Source organism: Viridibacillus sp. NPDC093762 (genome assembly GCF_050279675.1).
Lineage (GTDB): Bacteria > Bacillota > Bacilli > Bacillales_A > Planococcaceae > Viridibacillus.
The window spans coordinates 103,352-119,779 of record NZ_JBNNUK010000008.1 but is presented as its reverse complement, the minus strand read 5'-3'; the positions used below and the strand labels follow the sequence as shown (position 1 = coordinate 119,779).

General features: G+C 34.7%; 13 protein-coding genes. 2 read left to right on the top strand and 11 right to left on the bottom strand.

Translation table 11 applies throughout. From position 1 onward, the window contains the following. Positions 1–4 precede the first annotated feature (4 nt). Positions 5–1,084, bottom strand: a complete 1,080-nt coding sequence (locus ACQKM9_RS12135; RefSeq protein ID WP_427734597.1) for an AI-2E family transporter — start codon at positions 1,082–1,084, stop codon at positions 5–7. Between the two features lie 208 nt (positions 1,085–1,292). Between ACQKM9_RS12135 and ACQKM9_RS12130 the strand changes: the two genes are divergently transcribed. Then, the gene (locus ACQKM9_RS12130) at positions 1,293–3,146 is read left to right on the top strand and encodes an LTA synthase family protein (protein ID WP_427734596.1); all 1,854 of its coding nucleotides are present in this window, start codon (positions 1,293–1,295) and stop codon (positions 3,144–3,146) included. A gap of 303 nt (positions 3,147–3,449) precedes the next feature. Here ACQKM9_RS12130 and ACQKM9_RS12125 read toward each other — a convergent pair whose 3' ends face one another. After that, positions 3,450–5,147 (bottom strand): M3 family oligoendopeptidase, encoded by a 1,698-nt coding sequence (locus tag ACQKM9_RS12125; protein WP_427734595.1) that lies wholly within the window; start codon positions 5,145–5,147, stop codon positions 3,450–3,452. Positions 5,148–5,357: 210 nt separating this feature from the next. On the opposite strand from ACQKM9_RS12125, the gene ACQKM9_RS12120 reads away from it, so the two are divergent. After that, the gene (locus ACQKM9_RS12120; RefSeq protein ID WP_427734594.1) at positions 5,358–6,395 is read left to right on the top strand and encodes an SEC-C metal-binding domain-containing protein; all 1,038 of its coding nucleotides are present in this window, start codon (positions 5,358–5,360) and stop codon (positions 6,393–6,395) included. A gap of 37 nt (positions 6,396–6,432) precedes the next feature. On the opposite strand, the gene ACQKM9_RS12115 is transcribed toward ACQKM9_RS12120, so the two are convergent. The 9 genes from ACQKM9_RS12115 to ACQKM9_RS12075 form a co-directional block, all read right to left on the bottom strand. Further along, positions 6,433–6,852 (bottom strand): NUDIX hydrolase, encoded by a 420-nt coding sequence (locus ACQKM9_RS12115; RefSeq protein WP_427734593.1) that lies wholly within the window; start codon positions 6,850–6,852, stop codon positions 6,433–6,435. A gap of 18 nt (positions 6,853–6,870) precedes the next feature. Then, the gene (locus tag ACQKM9_RS12110; RefSeq protein WP_427734592.1) at positions 6,871–7,431 is read right to left on the bottom strand and encodes a YdcF family protein; all 561 of its coding nucleotides are present in this window, start codon (positions 7,429–7,431) and stop codon (positions 6,871–6,873) included. A 97-nt stretch (positions 7,432–7,528) separates the two neighbouring features. Next, positions 7,529–7,963, bottom strand: coding sequence for a GNAT family N-acetyltransferase (locus tag ACQKM9_RS12105; RefSeq protein ID WP_427734590.1), 435 nt, complete (start codon positions 7,961–7,963; stop codon positions 7,529–7,531). 14 nt (positions 7,964–7,977) lie between these two features. Further along, complete coding sequence (locus ACQKM9_RS12100; protein ID WP_427734589.1) at positions 7,978–8,691, bottom strand: AAA family ATPase; 714 nt, start codon at positions 8,689–8,691, stop codon at positions 7,978–7,980. A gap of 197 nt (positions 8,692–8,888) precedes the next feature. Then, the gene (locus tag ACQKM9_RS12095) at positions 8,889–11,015 is read right to left on the bottom strand and encodes a hypothetical protein (RefSeq protein ID WP_427734588.1); all 2,127 of its coding nucleotides are present in this window, start codon (positions 11,013–11,015) and stop codon (positions 8,889–8,891) included. Further along, positions 11,012–12,283 (bottom strand): glycosyltransferase family 2 protein, encoded by a 1,272-nt coding sequence (locus ACQKM9_RS12090; RefSeq protein WP_427734587.1) that lies wholly within the window; start codon positions 12,281–12,283, stop codon positions 11,012–11,014. Before ACQKM9_RS12090 ends, ACQKM9_RS12095 begins: the two co-directional genes overlap by 4 nt. Then, entirely contained in the window at positions 12,276–13,994 is a 1,719-nt protein-coding gene (locus tag ACQKM9_RS12085; protein WP_427734586.1) for a DUF2334 domain-containing protein, read from the bottom strand. The genes ACQKM9_RS12090 and ACQKM9_RS12085 overlap by 8 nt, the downstream gene beginning before the upstream one ends. Next, the gene (locus tag ACQKM9_RS12080) at positions 13,984–14,841 is read right to left on the bottom strand and encodes a diguanylate cyclase domain-containing protein (RefSeq protein WP_427734585.1); all 858 of its coding nucleotides are present in this window, start codon (positions 14,839–14,841) and stop codon (positions 13,984–13,986) included. Before ACQKM9_RS12080 ends, ACQKM9_RS12085 begins: the two co-directional genes overlap by 11 nt. After that, the gene (locus ACQKM9_RS12075) at positions 14,816–15,916 is read right to left on the bottom strand and encodes a glycosyl hydrolase family 8 (RefSeq protein WP_427734584.1); all 1,101 of its coding nucleotides are present in this window, start codon (positions 15,914–15,916) and stop codon (positions 14,816–14,818) included. The genes ACQKM9_RS12080 and ACQKM9_RS12075 overlap by 26 nt, the downstream gene beginning before the upstream one ends. Positions 15,917–16,428 lie beyond the last annotated feature (512 nt).

Sequence of the window (16,428 nt, the reverse complement as noted above, 5' to 3'; positions counted from 1 at the left end):
GCACCTACACATTCTTTGTTGCAGCTGAACGAATTTCTTTACGATGTTCATAAACGCTTTTTACAATTACTTTCCCAACTGCATAAGCAGGTACACCAAGTAAAATACCTAGGAAACCTGCAATATTACCTGCAGCTAAAATGATTGTAATAACAGTCAGTGGATGAATATCTAATGATTTCCCCATAACATTCGGTGTGATTAAATTACTATCGATCTGTTGCGCTACTAATGTTACAACACACACCCAGATAGCTAATTTAGGTTCTTGTAAAAATCCGATGATTAGCGCTGGCACAAATGCAATCCACGGTCCAATGAATGGAATGATATTCATAAAAAAGGCAAAAACAACCAATAATAATGCGTAATCTAATCCTATTATTAAATAACCGATACACATCATAATAGCTAACAATAAACTAATTAGAAGCTGCCCTTGGATATAAGCACGCAGCACATCATCAATATCCGACAGTGTTTTCTTTATCCATTCACGACGGTTCCCAGAAAACAGATTATACATTGATGGCGCAAATTTCTCATGATCCTTTAACATGAAAATAAAGAAGAAAGGCACCAATATTAAGATAAATGCCCATGACAAAATAGTTTGTATTAGTTGTACTAAAAATACACTCGACATAACTGCGTATTTTTGAATAGAGTTTGCCATCTTATCTATGAATTCATTTACTTGGGATGGAAAACTTCCACGATTATCTTGGATATAATCAGCCATATCTGTAATTTCACGTGCTAGGTAAGGTGTGCTCTTTATTAAATGATTCAACTGTTCTGCAATAGAAGGACCAATCCACGAGACAATGCTCCCAAATGCTCCTACTAATGCAATAATAATGGTCAAAATACTCGCCCAGCGCGGAAATTTATGTTTCTCTAAAAAACGCTGAATAGGCTCTGTTATGTAATATAAAATTCCGCCTAGTAAAAGTGGCGTAAAAATTGCACTTGCAATAATAACCACTGGATGAAACAAATGTTTAATTTCTAAAAAATACTTAACTATTAATAAAACGAGTAATATACCGACACCTGTTTGAAACCATAACTTTTTCGTCACAAACTTCACTTCCTTATCGCCTAAATAGGCCCATTTTATCATTAAGTATACGATATTTTATGCAGGAAAAGAAATCTAACAGTTAGAATAGAAAATACAATAATACAAATATTCTAAAAAAAATAAATAATTACAGTGACATGAGTTGATTTTCCAGTTGGGTGTTGTTACGTTATTTAGTAGAACTTTACATAAAGGTGATGGTGTAATGAAAAGCAATTGGGCTCATGTGGCCAAGAAAGACTTACTACATCCATATACTCTCATTCTCACCGTATTACTTGTGAAGATAATCGCATTTCGTACGGTGATTTTCCACAACCGCTCTGTTACTCAGATTGTGTTACTAGAGTATCCAATGTGGGCTTTGGCACTTACTCTTGTCGTAGTGTTATTTAAAAAGCGTACATGGCTTGCTGTATGGATTTTCAATACTATTTTATCTACTTTGTTTATCGTCATATTGTATTACACTCGCTATTTTTCAACTTTACCGTCTTATTATGACGTCAAGCAAATTTATCAATCTCATTCAGTCGGTGGTACCGTTGCCTTACTTGGAACCCCTTATGACTACCTGTTTTTCTTAGATATTGTCTTGTTGTTGCCACTAATTCGTTATTTCACAAAAGACAAGCGGCAACTTTACTGCACCGGCGTTAGAAAAGGGCTACTTGCCTTCACTTGTATCTGTGTCGTATCGACAGCAAGTGCATTTAAACAGCCTCTTATTGATGTATCTTATTTCGCAAAAGAAAACGGTTACTTACAATCACAAGTCGTCCAATTGTACGCACGAAGCTTTGGTGTCGCACTTGCTACTCATGAAAAGTTAAGTGATGCCGATCTTGAAAAACTAAAGGGCAATGACTATGTCCCATTTAACCAGCACAAAACATTTGGCGTAGCTAAAAACCGAAACGTCTTTGTAATTCAAGTAGAATCGTTACAAAACTTTGTCATTAACCGTGATATTAACGGCCAAGAAATTACACCAAATCTAAATAAGATACTAGAAGATAGTGCATATTTCAATAATGTTTACCAACAAATCGGTGCAGGTAACACTTCAGATGCTGAATGGGCTATGCATACAGGACTTTATCCCGAAGGCATGGATCCTACTGTCAATTTGCTAAAGGATTCTAAGGTTGATTCCTTGCCCCGAATGCTAAGTGAAGAAGGTTACGGTACAGCCACATTTCATGCAGATGATATATCGTATTGGAATCGTAATAAGCTATATCCTGCACTCGGTTTTGATCATATTTATACTTCGGAGGATATTCCAGAACAGCAAATTATCGGCTTTGGCCCCGCAGATGAAGTTACATTTCGTTTTGCTGAATCACAAGTACAAAGCTTGTTACAACAATTCAATAGAGTTTACGCCAATATCATTACACTAACCAGCCATACGCCATTTAACATGCCTGAAGGCTACAAATACCTAGACTTACCAACGAAATTCAACGACACATATGTCGGAGACTATTTACAATCAGTTCGTTATACAGATAGGCAAATTGGACAGTTTGTTGCGAATCTTAAGCGTTTAGGATTGTATGATAATTCCGTTATTCTCATTTATGGTGATCATTCGGGTTTGCATGGAAAACCTGTAACAGAAGAAGACCAAGTGCTATTGGAAGATTTACTTGGTCATCCTTACAATTTGAATGATCGATTCATAGTACCTGTACTATTCACAGCACCAGGAATTTTTGACAATGAGCAAATTACACATCTTGGTGGTCAAACAGATTTAATGCCTACACTTTTGAATATACTTGGCATTGAACCTACTTCACAGCTTATAGGACACAACTTATTTCAATATGAACATAATCTACTCGGCATGCGCTATTACTTGCCTGGGGGCTCTTATATAAGCGACCACACGCTGTATATTGCACCGAGTGCTCAACATCCCGCCTCATTGTTAACGAGAGAAACGATGAAAAAGGCAAAACTCACAAACAGATCACAAAAAAACATCAATAATACACTAACGATACTGCAATACTCCGATCAACTACGTCGAGAGCAAATCGGACAATAAGTAAAGAAAGCCTTATTGAAAACTTAATTTCAATAAGGCTTTTTTATTTTTCTACGCTATAAATGGTCTTCTACTATATCAATTTATAAGCCACAATATAAATGCAAAAAAACTCGCCCTCTCAATCATTAAAATGATTAAAAAGGACGAGATATATACTGGTGCTGAATAGATATGTTCTATATGGCAATCAAGAGTTATTTTTGATGCTTTCATTTTACTCAATTCTCTTCAATACTTTTAATTTTAACTATTTAAATTTTTTATTTATCTAACGAAAGTAAATAGTTTTCTAGATACCTTTTACAATTTGTCATCCTCAACTGAATTTAGGTATTCCTCAATCGAATCAATGACAGATTCCACACACCCTTCTTCAAACGGTGATACTAGATTCGCTTCCGCTACAAGATTAGTGAAAGATTGTGAACCTCCTAATTGGCAAAGGTGGATATAATCTGCCCATGCTTCCTCGTGATTCTCTCTTGAACGTTTCCAGAATTGGAATGCACAGATCTGCGCTAACGTGTAATCAATATAATAAAACGGGCTAGCATAAATATGTGCTTGACGCTGCCAGAAACCACCTTGCTCTACATATTCAATACCATCATAGTCACGGTGTGGTAAGTAAATTTCCTCTATTTTCTTCCAAGCAGCTTTTCGATCTGCTGGTGTCATTTCAGGGTTTTCATAAACTACATGTTGGAACTCGTCTACAGCTACACCATACGGCAAGAATAATAATGCACCACTTAGATGAGCAAATTTGTATTTCTCAGTATCTTCTTTAAAGAATAGCTCCATCCACGGCCAAGTGAAGAATTCCATACTCATAGAATGGATTTCGCAAGACTCAAATGTCGGCCAAATATATTCTGGGATACCAATATTACGGCTCGTATATACTTGGAAAGCATGGCCTGCTTCATGTGTTAACACATCAATATCACCAGAAGTACCATTAAAGTTCGAGAAAATGAACGGTGCTTCGTAATCATCGATAAATGTACAATAACCGCCCCCCTCTTTTCCTTTCTTCGCTACTAAATCCATCAAATCATTGTCAATCATGCAATTGAAGAATTCAGCAGTCTCTGGGGATAACTCTTCATACATTTTTTTACCGTTTTCCACAATCCATTCAGGTGTTCCTTTTGGTGTTGCGTTACCTGTTAAGAAATTTAATCCTTCGTCTTGGTATTTTAATTTATCTACACCAATGCGTTTTGCTTGGCGTTCATATAATTTATTTGCTACAGGAACAATATAATCTCGTACTTGATCACGGAATTTTTTCACCATTTCAGCGTTATAATCAATACGATTCATTTGAATATAACCTAGTTCAACAAAGTTTTTATAACCTAATTTCACAGCCATTTCATGACGTACTTTTACAAGCTCATCATATATCTCATCAAATTTAGCTTCATTTTCCTTAAAGAAACCAAAGCTTGCTTCTTTTGCTTTTTTACGAGTTTCAGCGTTTGTCGATTCTCCATAAGGACCTAATTGTGCAAGCGTTAATACTTCACCATTAAAATCAATTTGGGCTGAAGCTACTAATTTAGAATACTCCGACGTTAGTTTGTTCTCTTTTTGCATCAATGAAATAAGCTCAGGTGAGAATGACTTAATTTGGTATTCTGCTAAATCAAATAATTGCTGTCCCCACTTCTCTTGCAATTCTTGTTTAAACGCTGAAGTTGTTAGAGCTTTATAGTATTCAGTGACTAAATCATCCATCTCAGGGTTAATTTCATCGAAATAGTCTCTCTCTTTTTGATAAAACTCATTATTTGTATCAATAGAAGCACGAATTTCTACTAAAGTAGATTGTGTAGAAAAATTATTACGTAATTCATTAATAGCACTGATCACTGCACTTTGATCTTCTACTGTTTGAGCAGCTTTAAATTCCTCTAAAAGTTTGTGGAATTTACTTTTAGTAGTTGTTAAATCTGGTTTTTTATATTCATAGTCTTTAAATGTTGTCATTGTATCCTTCTCCCCTTTATCTTTCGATAGTCGAAACGTTAAGCTTATTGTTCAATATTTTCAGAAATATTGCAACTATTATTGTCGTAATTAGTTAAAAAAAATGGTATTTAATTACTTATTTAAAATACTACATCTAAAAGACTTATGTTTTAGCTCATTTTGTGCTAACCTATTTTCATGCCTAATTATAAAGTGAGGTGCTTTACATTGATAGGTCGTAACGATCCTTGTCCATGTGGCAGTGGTAAAAAATACAAAAAATGTTGTGGTAAAAATGCAGTAGGAGATATTTCAACACTAGTAAGTGAAGATATCGATCGCATTGTGGAAGGTTTTGTAAAAGAATCTTTTAATACAGCTGACTATCATGCATTAGAAAAACGCAATCATCAATGGCAAAATGCATTAAATCATGCATTTGCAGACAGTTTAATAGATACAATTGCTATGGAAACATATATTTATATTGATCGCCCAAATTTGTGGAGAAACTATTTAAATAAACAATTAGCACAACCTATTCGTCCTCAAGTAAAAGATATTCTATCAGCTTGGTTAACACCGGCTTTCTTACTTGCAAAAGTTGAGTCGCAAAATGGCGAATTAATTACTTTAATAGATGAAGTATCTAAAAAACGTTATTTGATGACTGGCTCTCCATCTAAGAAATTCAGCGGTAACTGGTTATTCGGTATTTTCATGCCGGATAAGCGTAAAGGTGAAAATGGTTTAACTGCAACAAGTAGCGTTATTTTCATTCCAAATGACAAAGTGAACATTTCAAAAGCTTTACATAGCAAGCTTGAAGGTAATGTTACTGATTCATTTGAATTGTACAAAACGTTCCTAGAAGCTGTTACCCCAGAGATTCAATCAGACGTGGCAGCTACTGTTGTTGAAGAAGTACCTGTGACTAAAGCTGTTGAAGTAGAGAAAGCAGTAACAGAAAGTGAACTATCACCTTTCCAAACTGAAATTCTTGAACTAGTGCAGCAATACTTAACTGAATACAATCTGTCTGCTGATGCATTCACTGCCCTACTACAACAATATTTAGAACAAAACACAGTAAAAGCGAAAAAAGCCAATACTGTCGCTGCAGGTGCAGTGCTTGCTGGACAAGCTTCTGCTATCATTCCTGAAGGCGGTTTATCAAAAGTCAAAGATGTTGCAGCATACTATGAAGTATCCGCTTCATCTGTGTCAAAATATCGCGATCAAATTAGCGAATTTTTAGCACAATAACAAAAAGGCAATCCAATTAGGGATTGCCTTTTTATGTTTATTTTAATGCTCGAATAAATTCCTGCAACAATGGTACATCGTCAGAATATGCCATCGGTAAGGACGATAGCTCTTCACCTTTTTTCCACGCGATTTCATATATTAAATTGTCGGGATCTGCGATAACTTGCTCTCCACCTATGATTTCCACATGAAAATAATGTACATCAATCTCAATACCTAGCGCTTTAAGCTCGTTTGACTTCGTATAAAGTTCTCTTATCACTTTTACTTCATAACCTGTCTCCTCAAAAAATTCTCGACGGCAACATTCCTCAAACGTTTCATTACCTTCGACGCCCCCGCTAGGTACTGTCCATTTCTGATCTTCACCTGGTGCTGCTTGAAGAACCATCAATACTTCTCCGTTATCATTTAAGCTAACCCCTGCCGCACCTTGCCATTTATAAATACTCACTTAACAGCCTCCTATTTACTACCTACCCAGTATATATGATTTTACTAATGCAAAACGTTCACGAAAACGTACTTTTGCCTCAATAATTTTTGGCGTTTTCGCTGTAACTACATCTACTTTAAGATCCAATCGATTAGCAAGCATCTTAGCTCTTGCTAAATGATAATCGCTTGAAATGATTGTTAAAGCACTAATATCCTCATCCAATAGCTTTAAAGAATAAACAATATTTTCATAGGTATTTGTTGCTTTTTCCTCTATTATAATACGTTCAGGGCTTAAACCATGCTCAACTAGATATGCTTGCATAACAGATCCTTCCGTAGTATCTTCATCCGCCCCTTGACCACCTGACACAATCAACTTGACGTGAGGATATTGCTTTGCATATTGTAACGCAGCATCTAAGCGATAGGAAAGAGATTTTGATGGTACGCTCCCTTTCTTCACTTTGGCACCTAGTACAAGTGCATACTCATTGGAGCCATCCGCTTTTGGCTCTGCTCCATCTGATAGCCATATAGTTGTCACAACCCAAAACGTTAAACTCGCTACGACAACAATGCCTCCTCCAATCATTAGAAGCCTCCTCAATAAACCTTTCAATATATCAACCTCTTCCACTTTTTATTTTTAAACGTTAAAGGTTATGGAAAAGATTCACAAATGAAAGTCATTATAAATCTTTCTCTAGTATTATTTTATGGGTACCTTTTTTACTTATAAATGTTTCGATTACATTAAAACCATACTTAATATTAAGAATAAGCATCGCTCGGCGGTGATTTCTCCCAATCGTACGAATTGTTTTATACCCTCTCTCCTGTACTACTTTATGCTGTAGCTCCATTAGATGCGAAGCAATTCCTTGACCACGGTAATCCGGATGAACTCCACCAAGCCAACTATAAAACTTTCCTTCTTCCATCTCATACCCTAATTTGAAACCAGCTAATCTAGCATTATCTATAGCAACACAGCACAGCAATTGTCGCTTCACCTTCAGCTCACTCACCTCTAGCTCTTCACCTTCAAATACATGCTTATGAAGGTCTTGTATGCCTATAAGGATTTCTTTATTAGGAATGCCCTTGAAATATGTATAATTCATTTTTTTCTCTCCTTCTAATCATCGGCAAAAAGCTCATGTAAGATAGCTTGCCGATTATCTAAAAAACGTTTTGTTAAGATATAATGTAATGTTTCCTCATAACGTACTTCTTGAATAGGCTGACTATCAAAATCATAAATAGTTGCCTCTGGATAACCAAGTAAAATAGGTGAATGTGTTGCAATAATAAACTGTGCTTCCTGCTCTAAATCTTTCATAATACGCATTAATGATAATTGTCTAGCAGGAGATAATGCTGCTTCAGGTTCATCCAATAAGTATATGGCCTTTTTACCAAATCTATTTTTGAAAAGTGAAAGAAACGCTTCTCCATGGGATTGTTGATGTAATGATTTCCCACCGTATGCTTTTAAATGCAAAGGATCCGAATCGATATGTGAAGCAAATTGATAAAACGTTTCCGCTCGAAGGAAAAAACCATTCATCACTTTTGGTGACCAAGATAACCGTAAGTGGTTCCCTAATACAGATTCTGCAGCATGCACCTCATATAAATTATTGCGACCTCCACCTGCTGTGTTAAACTCGCATTTATCAGCAATACCCTCTAGTAATGTCGATTTCCCGGAACCATTTTCACCTACTAGAAACGTTACATTTTGCGTAAATTCTAATGTTTCAAGCGCTTGTAATGAAGGAATGTTGAACGGATAATCACTTAAATTTTCAGTACCATCTTTTAATAAAGTTACTTTCTTTAGAAACACGCCAAGTTCCTCCTTCTGAACATTTCCATAATTACATTAAAGATAACCTAAGAGCTATCGATGCTCCAAGGGTATTTAAATATTATCTGAATATAATGATTAGAATCTGCTTACATATTGTATTTTCATAGAGTACAACAGTAATTAATTCTCTAAAAAAGACTAGCCCATTTAATCTGAACTAGTCTTGTCTCAATCTATCTTAACTTCTTATACTTTTTTCTTTTAACCCTAAAAATCAACAATCCAATTAGTAAGAGTAACCCTGCAAATCCAACAATCCACCATTTTGAAATTGTGTTATTGCTTTTTCCATTTTTACTATCGATACTTACTTGATTATTTGTTTTCGCATATTCAGCATTAGTAAAAAATTGCTTGTCACTAGATTGTACAACGACCGTTGCCAATTCATCTGTGTTTATTACTTCTTGAAGAAAATTATTTTCAATATAATCTGGAGTTGACCCTTGATGATCCATTACTAGAATTGAATTATTCCCTTTACTCCAAGGGTTTTTTTGGATCCAGCTAAATTGTTGAACCGTTTCCGAAACAAAGCCCTCATCACTTAATACAGGTTTATTTCCCTTATATGAAACTATCAAATCATTCACATTTTTTTGTAACAAAGGTTGTTCATTCGGTCCGCCTATAAATATAACATTTGCATTTTCAACATCCTTAGCTGTTACTTGCTCAGCAGTTTTTAATTGTATAGTAGGTTGTTGAACACCTTGCAAAATAGCATTATACAACTTGAGTAATTGTTTATCTGAAACATCTGTTTTTTGGGGTAAGACAACCATAGTCCTCCCTTCCGTACTTACAAATGGATAAGGAAATGCAGCAAATGTAATCCCTTTTTGTTCATTAGCGTTTTGTATTATTGGAAATGTAATACTACTATCCTTTTCAATATAAATCCAACGTTTTTCATCTGTTTCTTTACAAGAATCATTCACGCTCAGACCAGTAGTTTGAAATTGCAAATCTATTAAACGGTTATCTCTAATAGCTTTAGCATCAATTGGTACACTTACATTGTAAATTCCATCCTTACTATCTGCCAAGGTACGTAGATTCACCGAATGCGGTATATTATTTACATATACAATTAACTCTATATTCGTACTAGTGTCTAATTCCATTTGCTCTTTTATAGATGTAATACTTTCGGATTTTTTTAATTTTAGATTGAGTGTAAATGCTTTATTTAGTTGCGTATTAGCTGAAACATAGTAATAATAATGCGCACTATTAGTACTCTGACTATCAAGGGTAATATTCTCTGCACCAAGTTGTTCTAATGTGACGCTTCCATTCTGTGTCAATTTTAACTGTTTTGGTAAATCCTTTACCGACAAATCTAAGCCGCTTAGTTGTTTTGAAAATTGTGGATTAGTTAAAATAGCCATTCTATCTTCTATATCAGTTGCCTTGTTTGCTGTTACAAACATTGCTGAAGTTTCTTGCTGTCCTTGTTTTATCGTACGAATTGATAAGTTAAGTGCATTTGCTGTTTGCTTCACATTAGCATCTTGCCATAGTTTTTTTATATTAGAATTTGAAAATTCAGAAGGTACACCGATAAATACTGCATTCTGATTTAATTCTTTTATTTTAGATTCTCTAATAATTTGTACTGTATTTTTTCTACCTGATTGATTTGTTAAGAAATTAGTCATCTGAAGTGCACTGTTTAACGTACTTGTTGAAGCCTTATCTGGTATTACAATATATACAGGTTGTTCCTCAGTTCCAACAAATTTAGTCGGATACTCCCCTAGCGTAACATCTGATTTTTCTACTAGACCATTCAACTGATAATATGAATTGATATTAAGTGTAAGCCAATTAGCTGAAGTACCTTGCTTAACACAAATACCTTCTTTTAGCACACCATAATATTTAACAGTTACAGCATGAACTCCTTCTTTCAGAGCATCACCTTTAATTGGAATAGTCATTTCACGTACAGGCTTGTCCCCATTAATTGCAATAGATTTCACCATTTTATTATCTATACTAACTGACAGAGACGATGGTGCAATTAGTAACTCAGAGTTTTCGGTATTCAATACAATTTTACTTTCTTTTCCTTTTGCATCCTCTACTAATTCGTAGTAAAAAGTGACCTCAGCTGCTGGGCCATTTAAAGTAATAGGAGAATTGGTAAACGGTTGTGGTTGATTGGTATCTTTAACATTATTCACTTTTACTCCATTGACTGAAATTGTAGTGTTAGCTTCACTTTTGGTTGGTGCCAAAGCCACAATAATTATGCATAATAAACTCGCTATTAATAACTGATATTGCTTCATTTTTTTTCCCCTTTTTCTTTTTGTTCAAAGCGCTCTGTTTTATACCATTTTACTTCTTGTTTAAATAACACCCTTTTCATCTCTAAAAATAATGAATAAACAACTAAAACAATCCACATTTGTGAATACGTAAAGTACATTAATATTACATAAAAGAAATTTGTTCGATTCATCTCTGTCTTTTCTATACTTAGCGTAATCATCACCTCAGCTAAGAATAAAAGGAATGCCAGGATCCATAGTGCAAGAGCTACATTTCCAATTGATAGATTTAAATCATAGAAGAGATTAATGATAAACAGAGTATTTGATAAAATAACACCGAAAAAGAATAGGAAGTACGTAAAGAAAAAGTAAAACAAATCAAAAATAATACTTTTACGTTTTAACTTAAAAAATTGACCCAAGAATTTAAGGACGACATATTGATTTCCTCGGGCCCAGCGAGTTCGTTGCTTCCACCAAACTTTTAGAGTTTCAGGCTCTTGTTCCCATGTTATTGCCTTAGGAAAGAATCGAATATGATAGCCTTTATTGTAAACACGAATAGTTAGCTCAGTATCCTCGGCTAATGCTTTAACATCCCAGCCACCAAGTTCTTCTACGATACTTCTTCGAATCGCAAAGTTAGTCCCTGGAATAGTCGCCACTTTGAACCATTTAAATCGGCCACCTTGCGCCATCCATTGAAAACAAATCGTTTCAATATTAATAAAACGTGTAAGCCATGTTTTTGCCGCATTAATAACTCGAAATTTACCAACCACAGCAGCTGCCTTCGGATCATTTACTAAGCCCATGACTAAATACCAAACTGACATTTTCTCCGGTGTATTATCTGCATCATAAACAACAATTACATCACTAGATGATTTTCTTAACGCCTCATTCAACGCGGATGACTTACCCTTTCCCTTATTAGGGGGCTCTGTTTCTATGACGCGAATAAAGGGGTACCTTTCTGTAAACTGCCTTGCAATTTCACCTGTTCTATCTGAAGAATTATCATTTATAACAATTACTTCAAGTTTCTCTTTCGGATAATGTAACCGCGACATTGCTTGTAAAGTTTGCCCAATTACAACCTCTTCGTTATGCGCGGGTATAAAAACACTTACTGTAGGTAAATCAACCATTTTCTTTTCCCACTCAGGAATAACACGCTCAAATGTCTTAAAGTGAAGATAGCCACCTTGCATTAAGAACATATGGTATAAAAGCATAATCCATATCAAAAATAGCGCAATGTAGAATAATATATTAGCCATTAAAATTTCGCTCCTCAAACAATCGTTTTCGCAGCTTTGTACGTAAGCTCACAACATAAATAAAGAATGCTATGACAAATAATGCGACGATGATTGCTAAAATCCATAACACCATTTCAAATGGATTTTCTTCCATCCTTTGCTTTACCTTGTCTGTCCATTTAATATGAGAGACTACTTTTAACTCTCCATCTTCCACTTGCTGAATCCTGATGTTTTCAGACTGTACAGTTTGTTTCGATTTTCGTAAATCGAGCCATTCTAAATTGGGTACCTCTTCCATTAAACTCACCATTTCAGGTAAATACTTCATCCCTAAATATGGATGATAAAAACCGCCAATGACTGAGCCAGGAACCTGCTGAACTTTTTTAATTTCCTCTTCCATTTCTTTCAATGGCTCCGGTCTACTCGGATCAATAAAGCCGATCGTTTCAGGATATAATGTCATATCACTTAGCAGTGATGGCTTACTTATCATTAATGGCACGCCCATTCTCTTCCACGTATCATCTGATAATTGAATTTGCCCAAATATAGATGTGAAGTGTTTTGCAATGATGTCATATCCTGTTGAACTCATTGCATAGTGTGGCGCTTCAAAGGAAATTGGGTACAATTTTAATTCTGTTAATTTTTCAATAGAGAGCTTCATTTTATCTTCAATATATTTCTTCTCTATCGCATCGATCGATTCCAAATAGTGTTGATATGCTTTCTCTGTAGAAAAGTCAGCTCTTTTTTTCATTTTTATAGGATCATCACTAGCGCTAATCGATGAAATTTTTTGGTTGTTTATTGAATCCCAAAACTCGAAACCTTCGCCTGTTTCTGTATGTCGATATGTATGTGTATAGCCATGAGCAATAACCATACCGCCTAAGCTTTGTAGATGCTGAAGTACTTTCACAAGCTCTTTATTATCTTTTAACTGCACTTGCTCCCCAGACTCACTATTCACATAAACAGGAATTAGTGCCATATAAAAAGGAATACCCTTTTGTGCTAAATACTCACCTGTTTCCTTCACAAGCTTCGGATTTGATATAGGAGAAATGTCTTCTAGACGTATATACCCCAGGTGTTTTACCGGTTCTTGCAAGTCTAGTAAATTAAATAATTCTCGAGACAAAATATAATTATCATTGGAAATAAAATTTGTCTTTGCTATAAAAGATGTATTTCCGTCTTTCACAATAACAGGATATTTAATATTTATATTAGTACCTTCAACTAGCACTTCACTACCTTTTGGAGGTTTAACATATTCGATAGTTATTAACTTAGAAAGAGGCTCTCCATCCAAAGTACGCAGTGATTGGCTACCGAAGAATTGCCACTTTTCAAAGCGAGGGAGTTGTTCAGCATTTTTACCAAAAGCAATCAAATGGCCTTTAAATTTCTTTATAGCATTAATAAATTCCGTTGGTAGCTTACTTCTGTCTTCTCCTACAAATACCACGACATCTATTTTTTTTATGGTTTCTACTGTTACTTGTTGGACACTCGACAACTGAACTTGATCAGATATTCCTGAAAAAATTGCCTCCAGTAATAGAGTATCTGATTTCGCAACACCATTCTCTGACTGATAAGCTATCAGTATTGTTGGATTCTTCTGCTCTGTTGAGACTGTAGCGAATGCAGGTATACTTTGAATGCACATCACAGTTATGATGAAAATCCCTAGAACCAACCTTTTATAATTCATGAGAAACCATCTCACTTTCAACCCTACTGATAATCTCATCATATGAAGTATCTAGTTTCGGCTCATATACAAAATAACCCGTACGGAATGTCAAAGTTACATATTTACCACTTAAAAGCTGGTGCGTTTTAATCTTGCTAGCAAGTTTACCGATTACTAAATCAATTGAATCGCCACCGGTTTCTGTCAATAAAATAGCAAAACGATCCGTATCATATCTAAATTTTTTATCTGTCAAACGCATTGCCTTATCCATTGTTTGAGCTAATCCCTGAAGCAATTGTTTTGTCTCTTTAGCACCATAAAGTCTATTAAAATCTTTTAAGTGGTCAATCTGTAATAGAATTAGAGTAAATGATTTACCATAACGATCTACACGCATCATCTCTTCTGTTATCGCTATCCCCATTCGATAGCTGTTATCAAAACCAGTTTCTACATCGACAGCGATAAAATTGCGTACTTCCTCTTGCAAACGCTGATTCAGCTTTTCCCGGGCAATAATAACTTCATGTAAACGCCCTGCAACTAACACCAGAATAATGATCATTAGCCCATAAACCAAAAACAGCTGTACCGGCATTGTAAAGCTAATTGCAATTGCATTATCAGTATAATTAAAATAAATCAAAACACTACCAATAACGAAGATGAATATTAAACTAAAAATCAGACCTGTTACTGTTCCTAATAATAAACTCACAATAATTAAAATGATTAAAAAAATATATAAAAGAATTTCTTCTCTCTCATAACCCAACATGAAATAAGCAGGAAATTGTAATAATAAAATAAGTATCGTAATTAGCAATAGAGATTGCTTATTTGCGTTTAAAAACCGCCCCATTCAATCCCTTCCTTTCTGCAATTAAAGGCAATAAGTTATCAAATGCATGTGTTTCTTGAGTTTCTACATCAATGTATCCTCCGTAATACTCCTGCTTTTTATTGCTTTGTTGTAAAATCCGCATTCTATTATAAAGTTGTTGAGCAAACTTCTTATCACCACGTTCTAATGAAAATAAGATTGCCAACGCATAAACCGAAGGAGCTTCATAATTTACTGTTGGCCTAAACGTCTCTGCATCATAACGACCAAATAACTTTCCTCCGTTTGTTGCAAAATCCTTTTTCAAGAATTGCATTACCTTATCCGTATTGCCTTTCCATTGTGACGAATGATATCCGACATATAGCTGGTCAATTAAGTTGATTTCTTCATCATAGTAATAATTAGCTTTTTCCACATCGTAATATTTTGGGTAAAATCCATTCTTAGAGAGCGGAGCCTTTAATAGTAAATTACGATTTGCTTCATATACATCAGACGATATTAATCCCGCACTTTGTAAATGATCAAAACCAGACGGAATGATATAGCTAATAGTCACTTCATTACTCTGCTTCTTACTTTTTAAATCTACGTAATCAACCATTAGCTTATTTTTTATCTGAACACTAACAAAACGTTCACCTAACTGTTGAGCGAGTTTTGTATAAGCTGGATTCCCCCACTGCTCCCCTGCATTAAACAGTGCATCCACAATGCGTAAATCATCGATAGCAGCATTAGTAGCTGCCTTCTCTTCTCCATTTAGCTCCCAAGCAATTAAATTATCGTTGGTTAAAAAAAAGCTTCTGAGCACTTCAACTTGATTCTGGAACTGATTATAGCTATCTCTTTCTACTAAATATTGCATCCATAATCCGACTGATTCAGATAAATAGTTATCAGTTCGATCTGTCAAATTAGTGCGTATACGTCCATCCTTTTGGATAAGATACTTTTGAATAAATGCTTCTGTTTCAACTTTAGGTACCTCTGCCTTGAGCACTTTTAATTGCTTATCTGATTGTTCAACTGAAGAACATGAGCTTAAAATAAGTACAGAAAAAAGCAATAACATTGATAGTATTCTCATATATAATACCCTTCCTATCGGGTCTACTAGATGACCAAAATTAGGGAATTTTGTTTCCACGGTTATCAGCTACCCTTTTATGTCATTAGTAAACATCAGATATATTCTCCCTATTACACATATATTGAAATAATATAATGGCATCTATTCTTAAATACCTTTCATGACTTAAATATTTTCAAATCTATATTATGATTCGATGTTTAATAAGTTTTATATTGTTCATTTAAAAGTTATTCATCTAAATAGAGATATAAACTTTCCGCTTTTTTAACACTTCATTAATTATTTTCAATATATTAATATAGGGGAAAATCGTTTTTTTAACCCATTTCAAACCATTTACTTACTATTTATCTCTATTATTTAATTCTATTTTACTATTCTTTACCTAATTTTCATAGTAATAAAGCAAGGAATGTGACTATAGACATTAGATAGTTTTAAATAACGGCAAAAAAATATAAATACACATTCTATCTTCCTACAAAAAGTGAGGTATCCCGAAGTCA

Bases quoted from the DNA above. Each gene is read 5' to 3' on its own strand.
- ACQKM9_RS12130 (WP_427734596.1), top strand. From the start codon at position 1,293: ATGAAAAGCAATTGGGCTCATGTGGCCAAGAAAGACTTACTACATCCA.
- ACQKM9_RS12125 (WP_427734595.1), bottom strand. From the start codon at position 5,147: ATGACAACATTTAAAGACTATGAATATAAAAAACCAGATTTAACAACT.
- ACQKM9_RS12110 (WP_427734592.1), bottom strand. From the start codon at position 7,431: ATGATTGGAGGAGGCATTGTTGTCGTAGCGAGTTTAACGTTTTGGGTT.
- ACQKM9_RS12105 (WP_427734590.1), bottom strand. From the start codon at position 7,963: ATGAATTATACATATTTCAAGGGCATTCCTAATAAAGAAATCCTTATA.
- ACQKM9_RS12095 (WP_427734588.1), bottom strand. From the start codon at position 11,015: ATGAAGCAATATCAGTTATTAATAGCGAGTTTATTATGCATAATTATT.
- ACQKM9_RS12090 (WP_427734587.1), bottom strand. From the start codon at position 12,283: ATGGCTAATATATTATTCTACATTGCGCTATTTTTGATATGGATTATG.
- ACQKM9_RS12085 (WP_427734586.1), bottom strand. From the start codon at position 13,994: ATGAATTATAAAAGGTTGGTTCTAGGGATTTTCATCATAACTGTGATG.
- ACQKM9_RS12080 (WP_427734585.1), bottom strand. From the start codon at position 14,841: ATGGGGCGGTTTTTAAACGCAAATAAGCAATCTCTATTGCTAATTACG.
- ACQKM9_RS12075 (WP_427734584.1), bottom strand. From the start codon at position 15,916: ATGAGAATACTATCAATGTTATTGCTTTTTTCTGTACTTATTTTAAGC.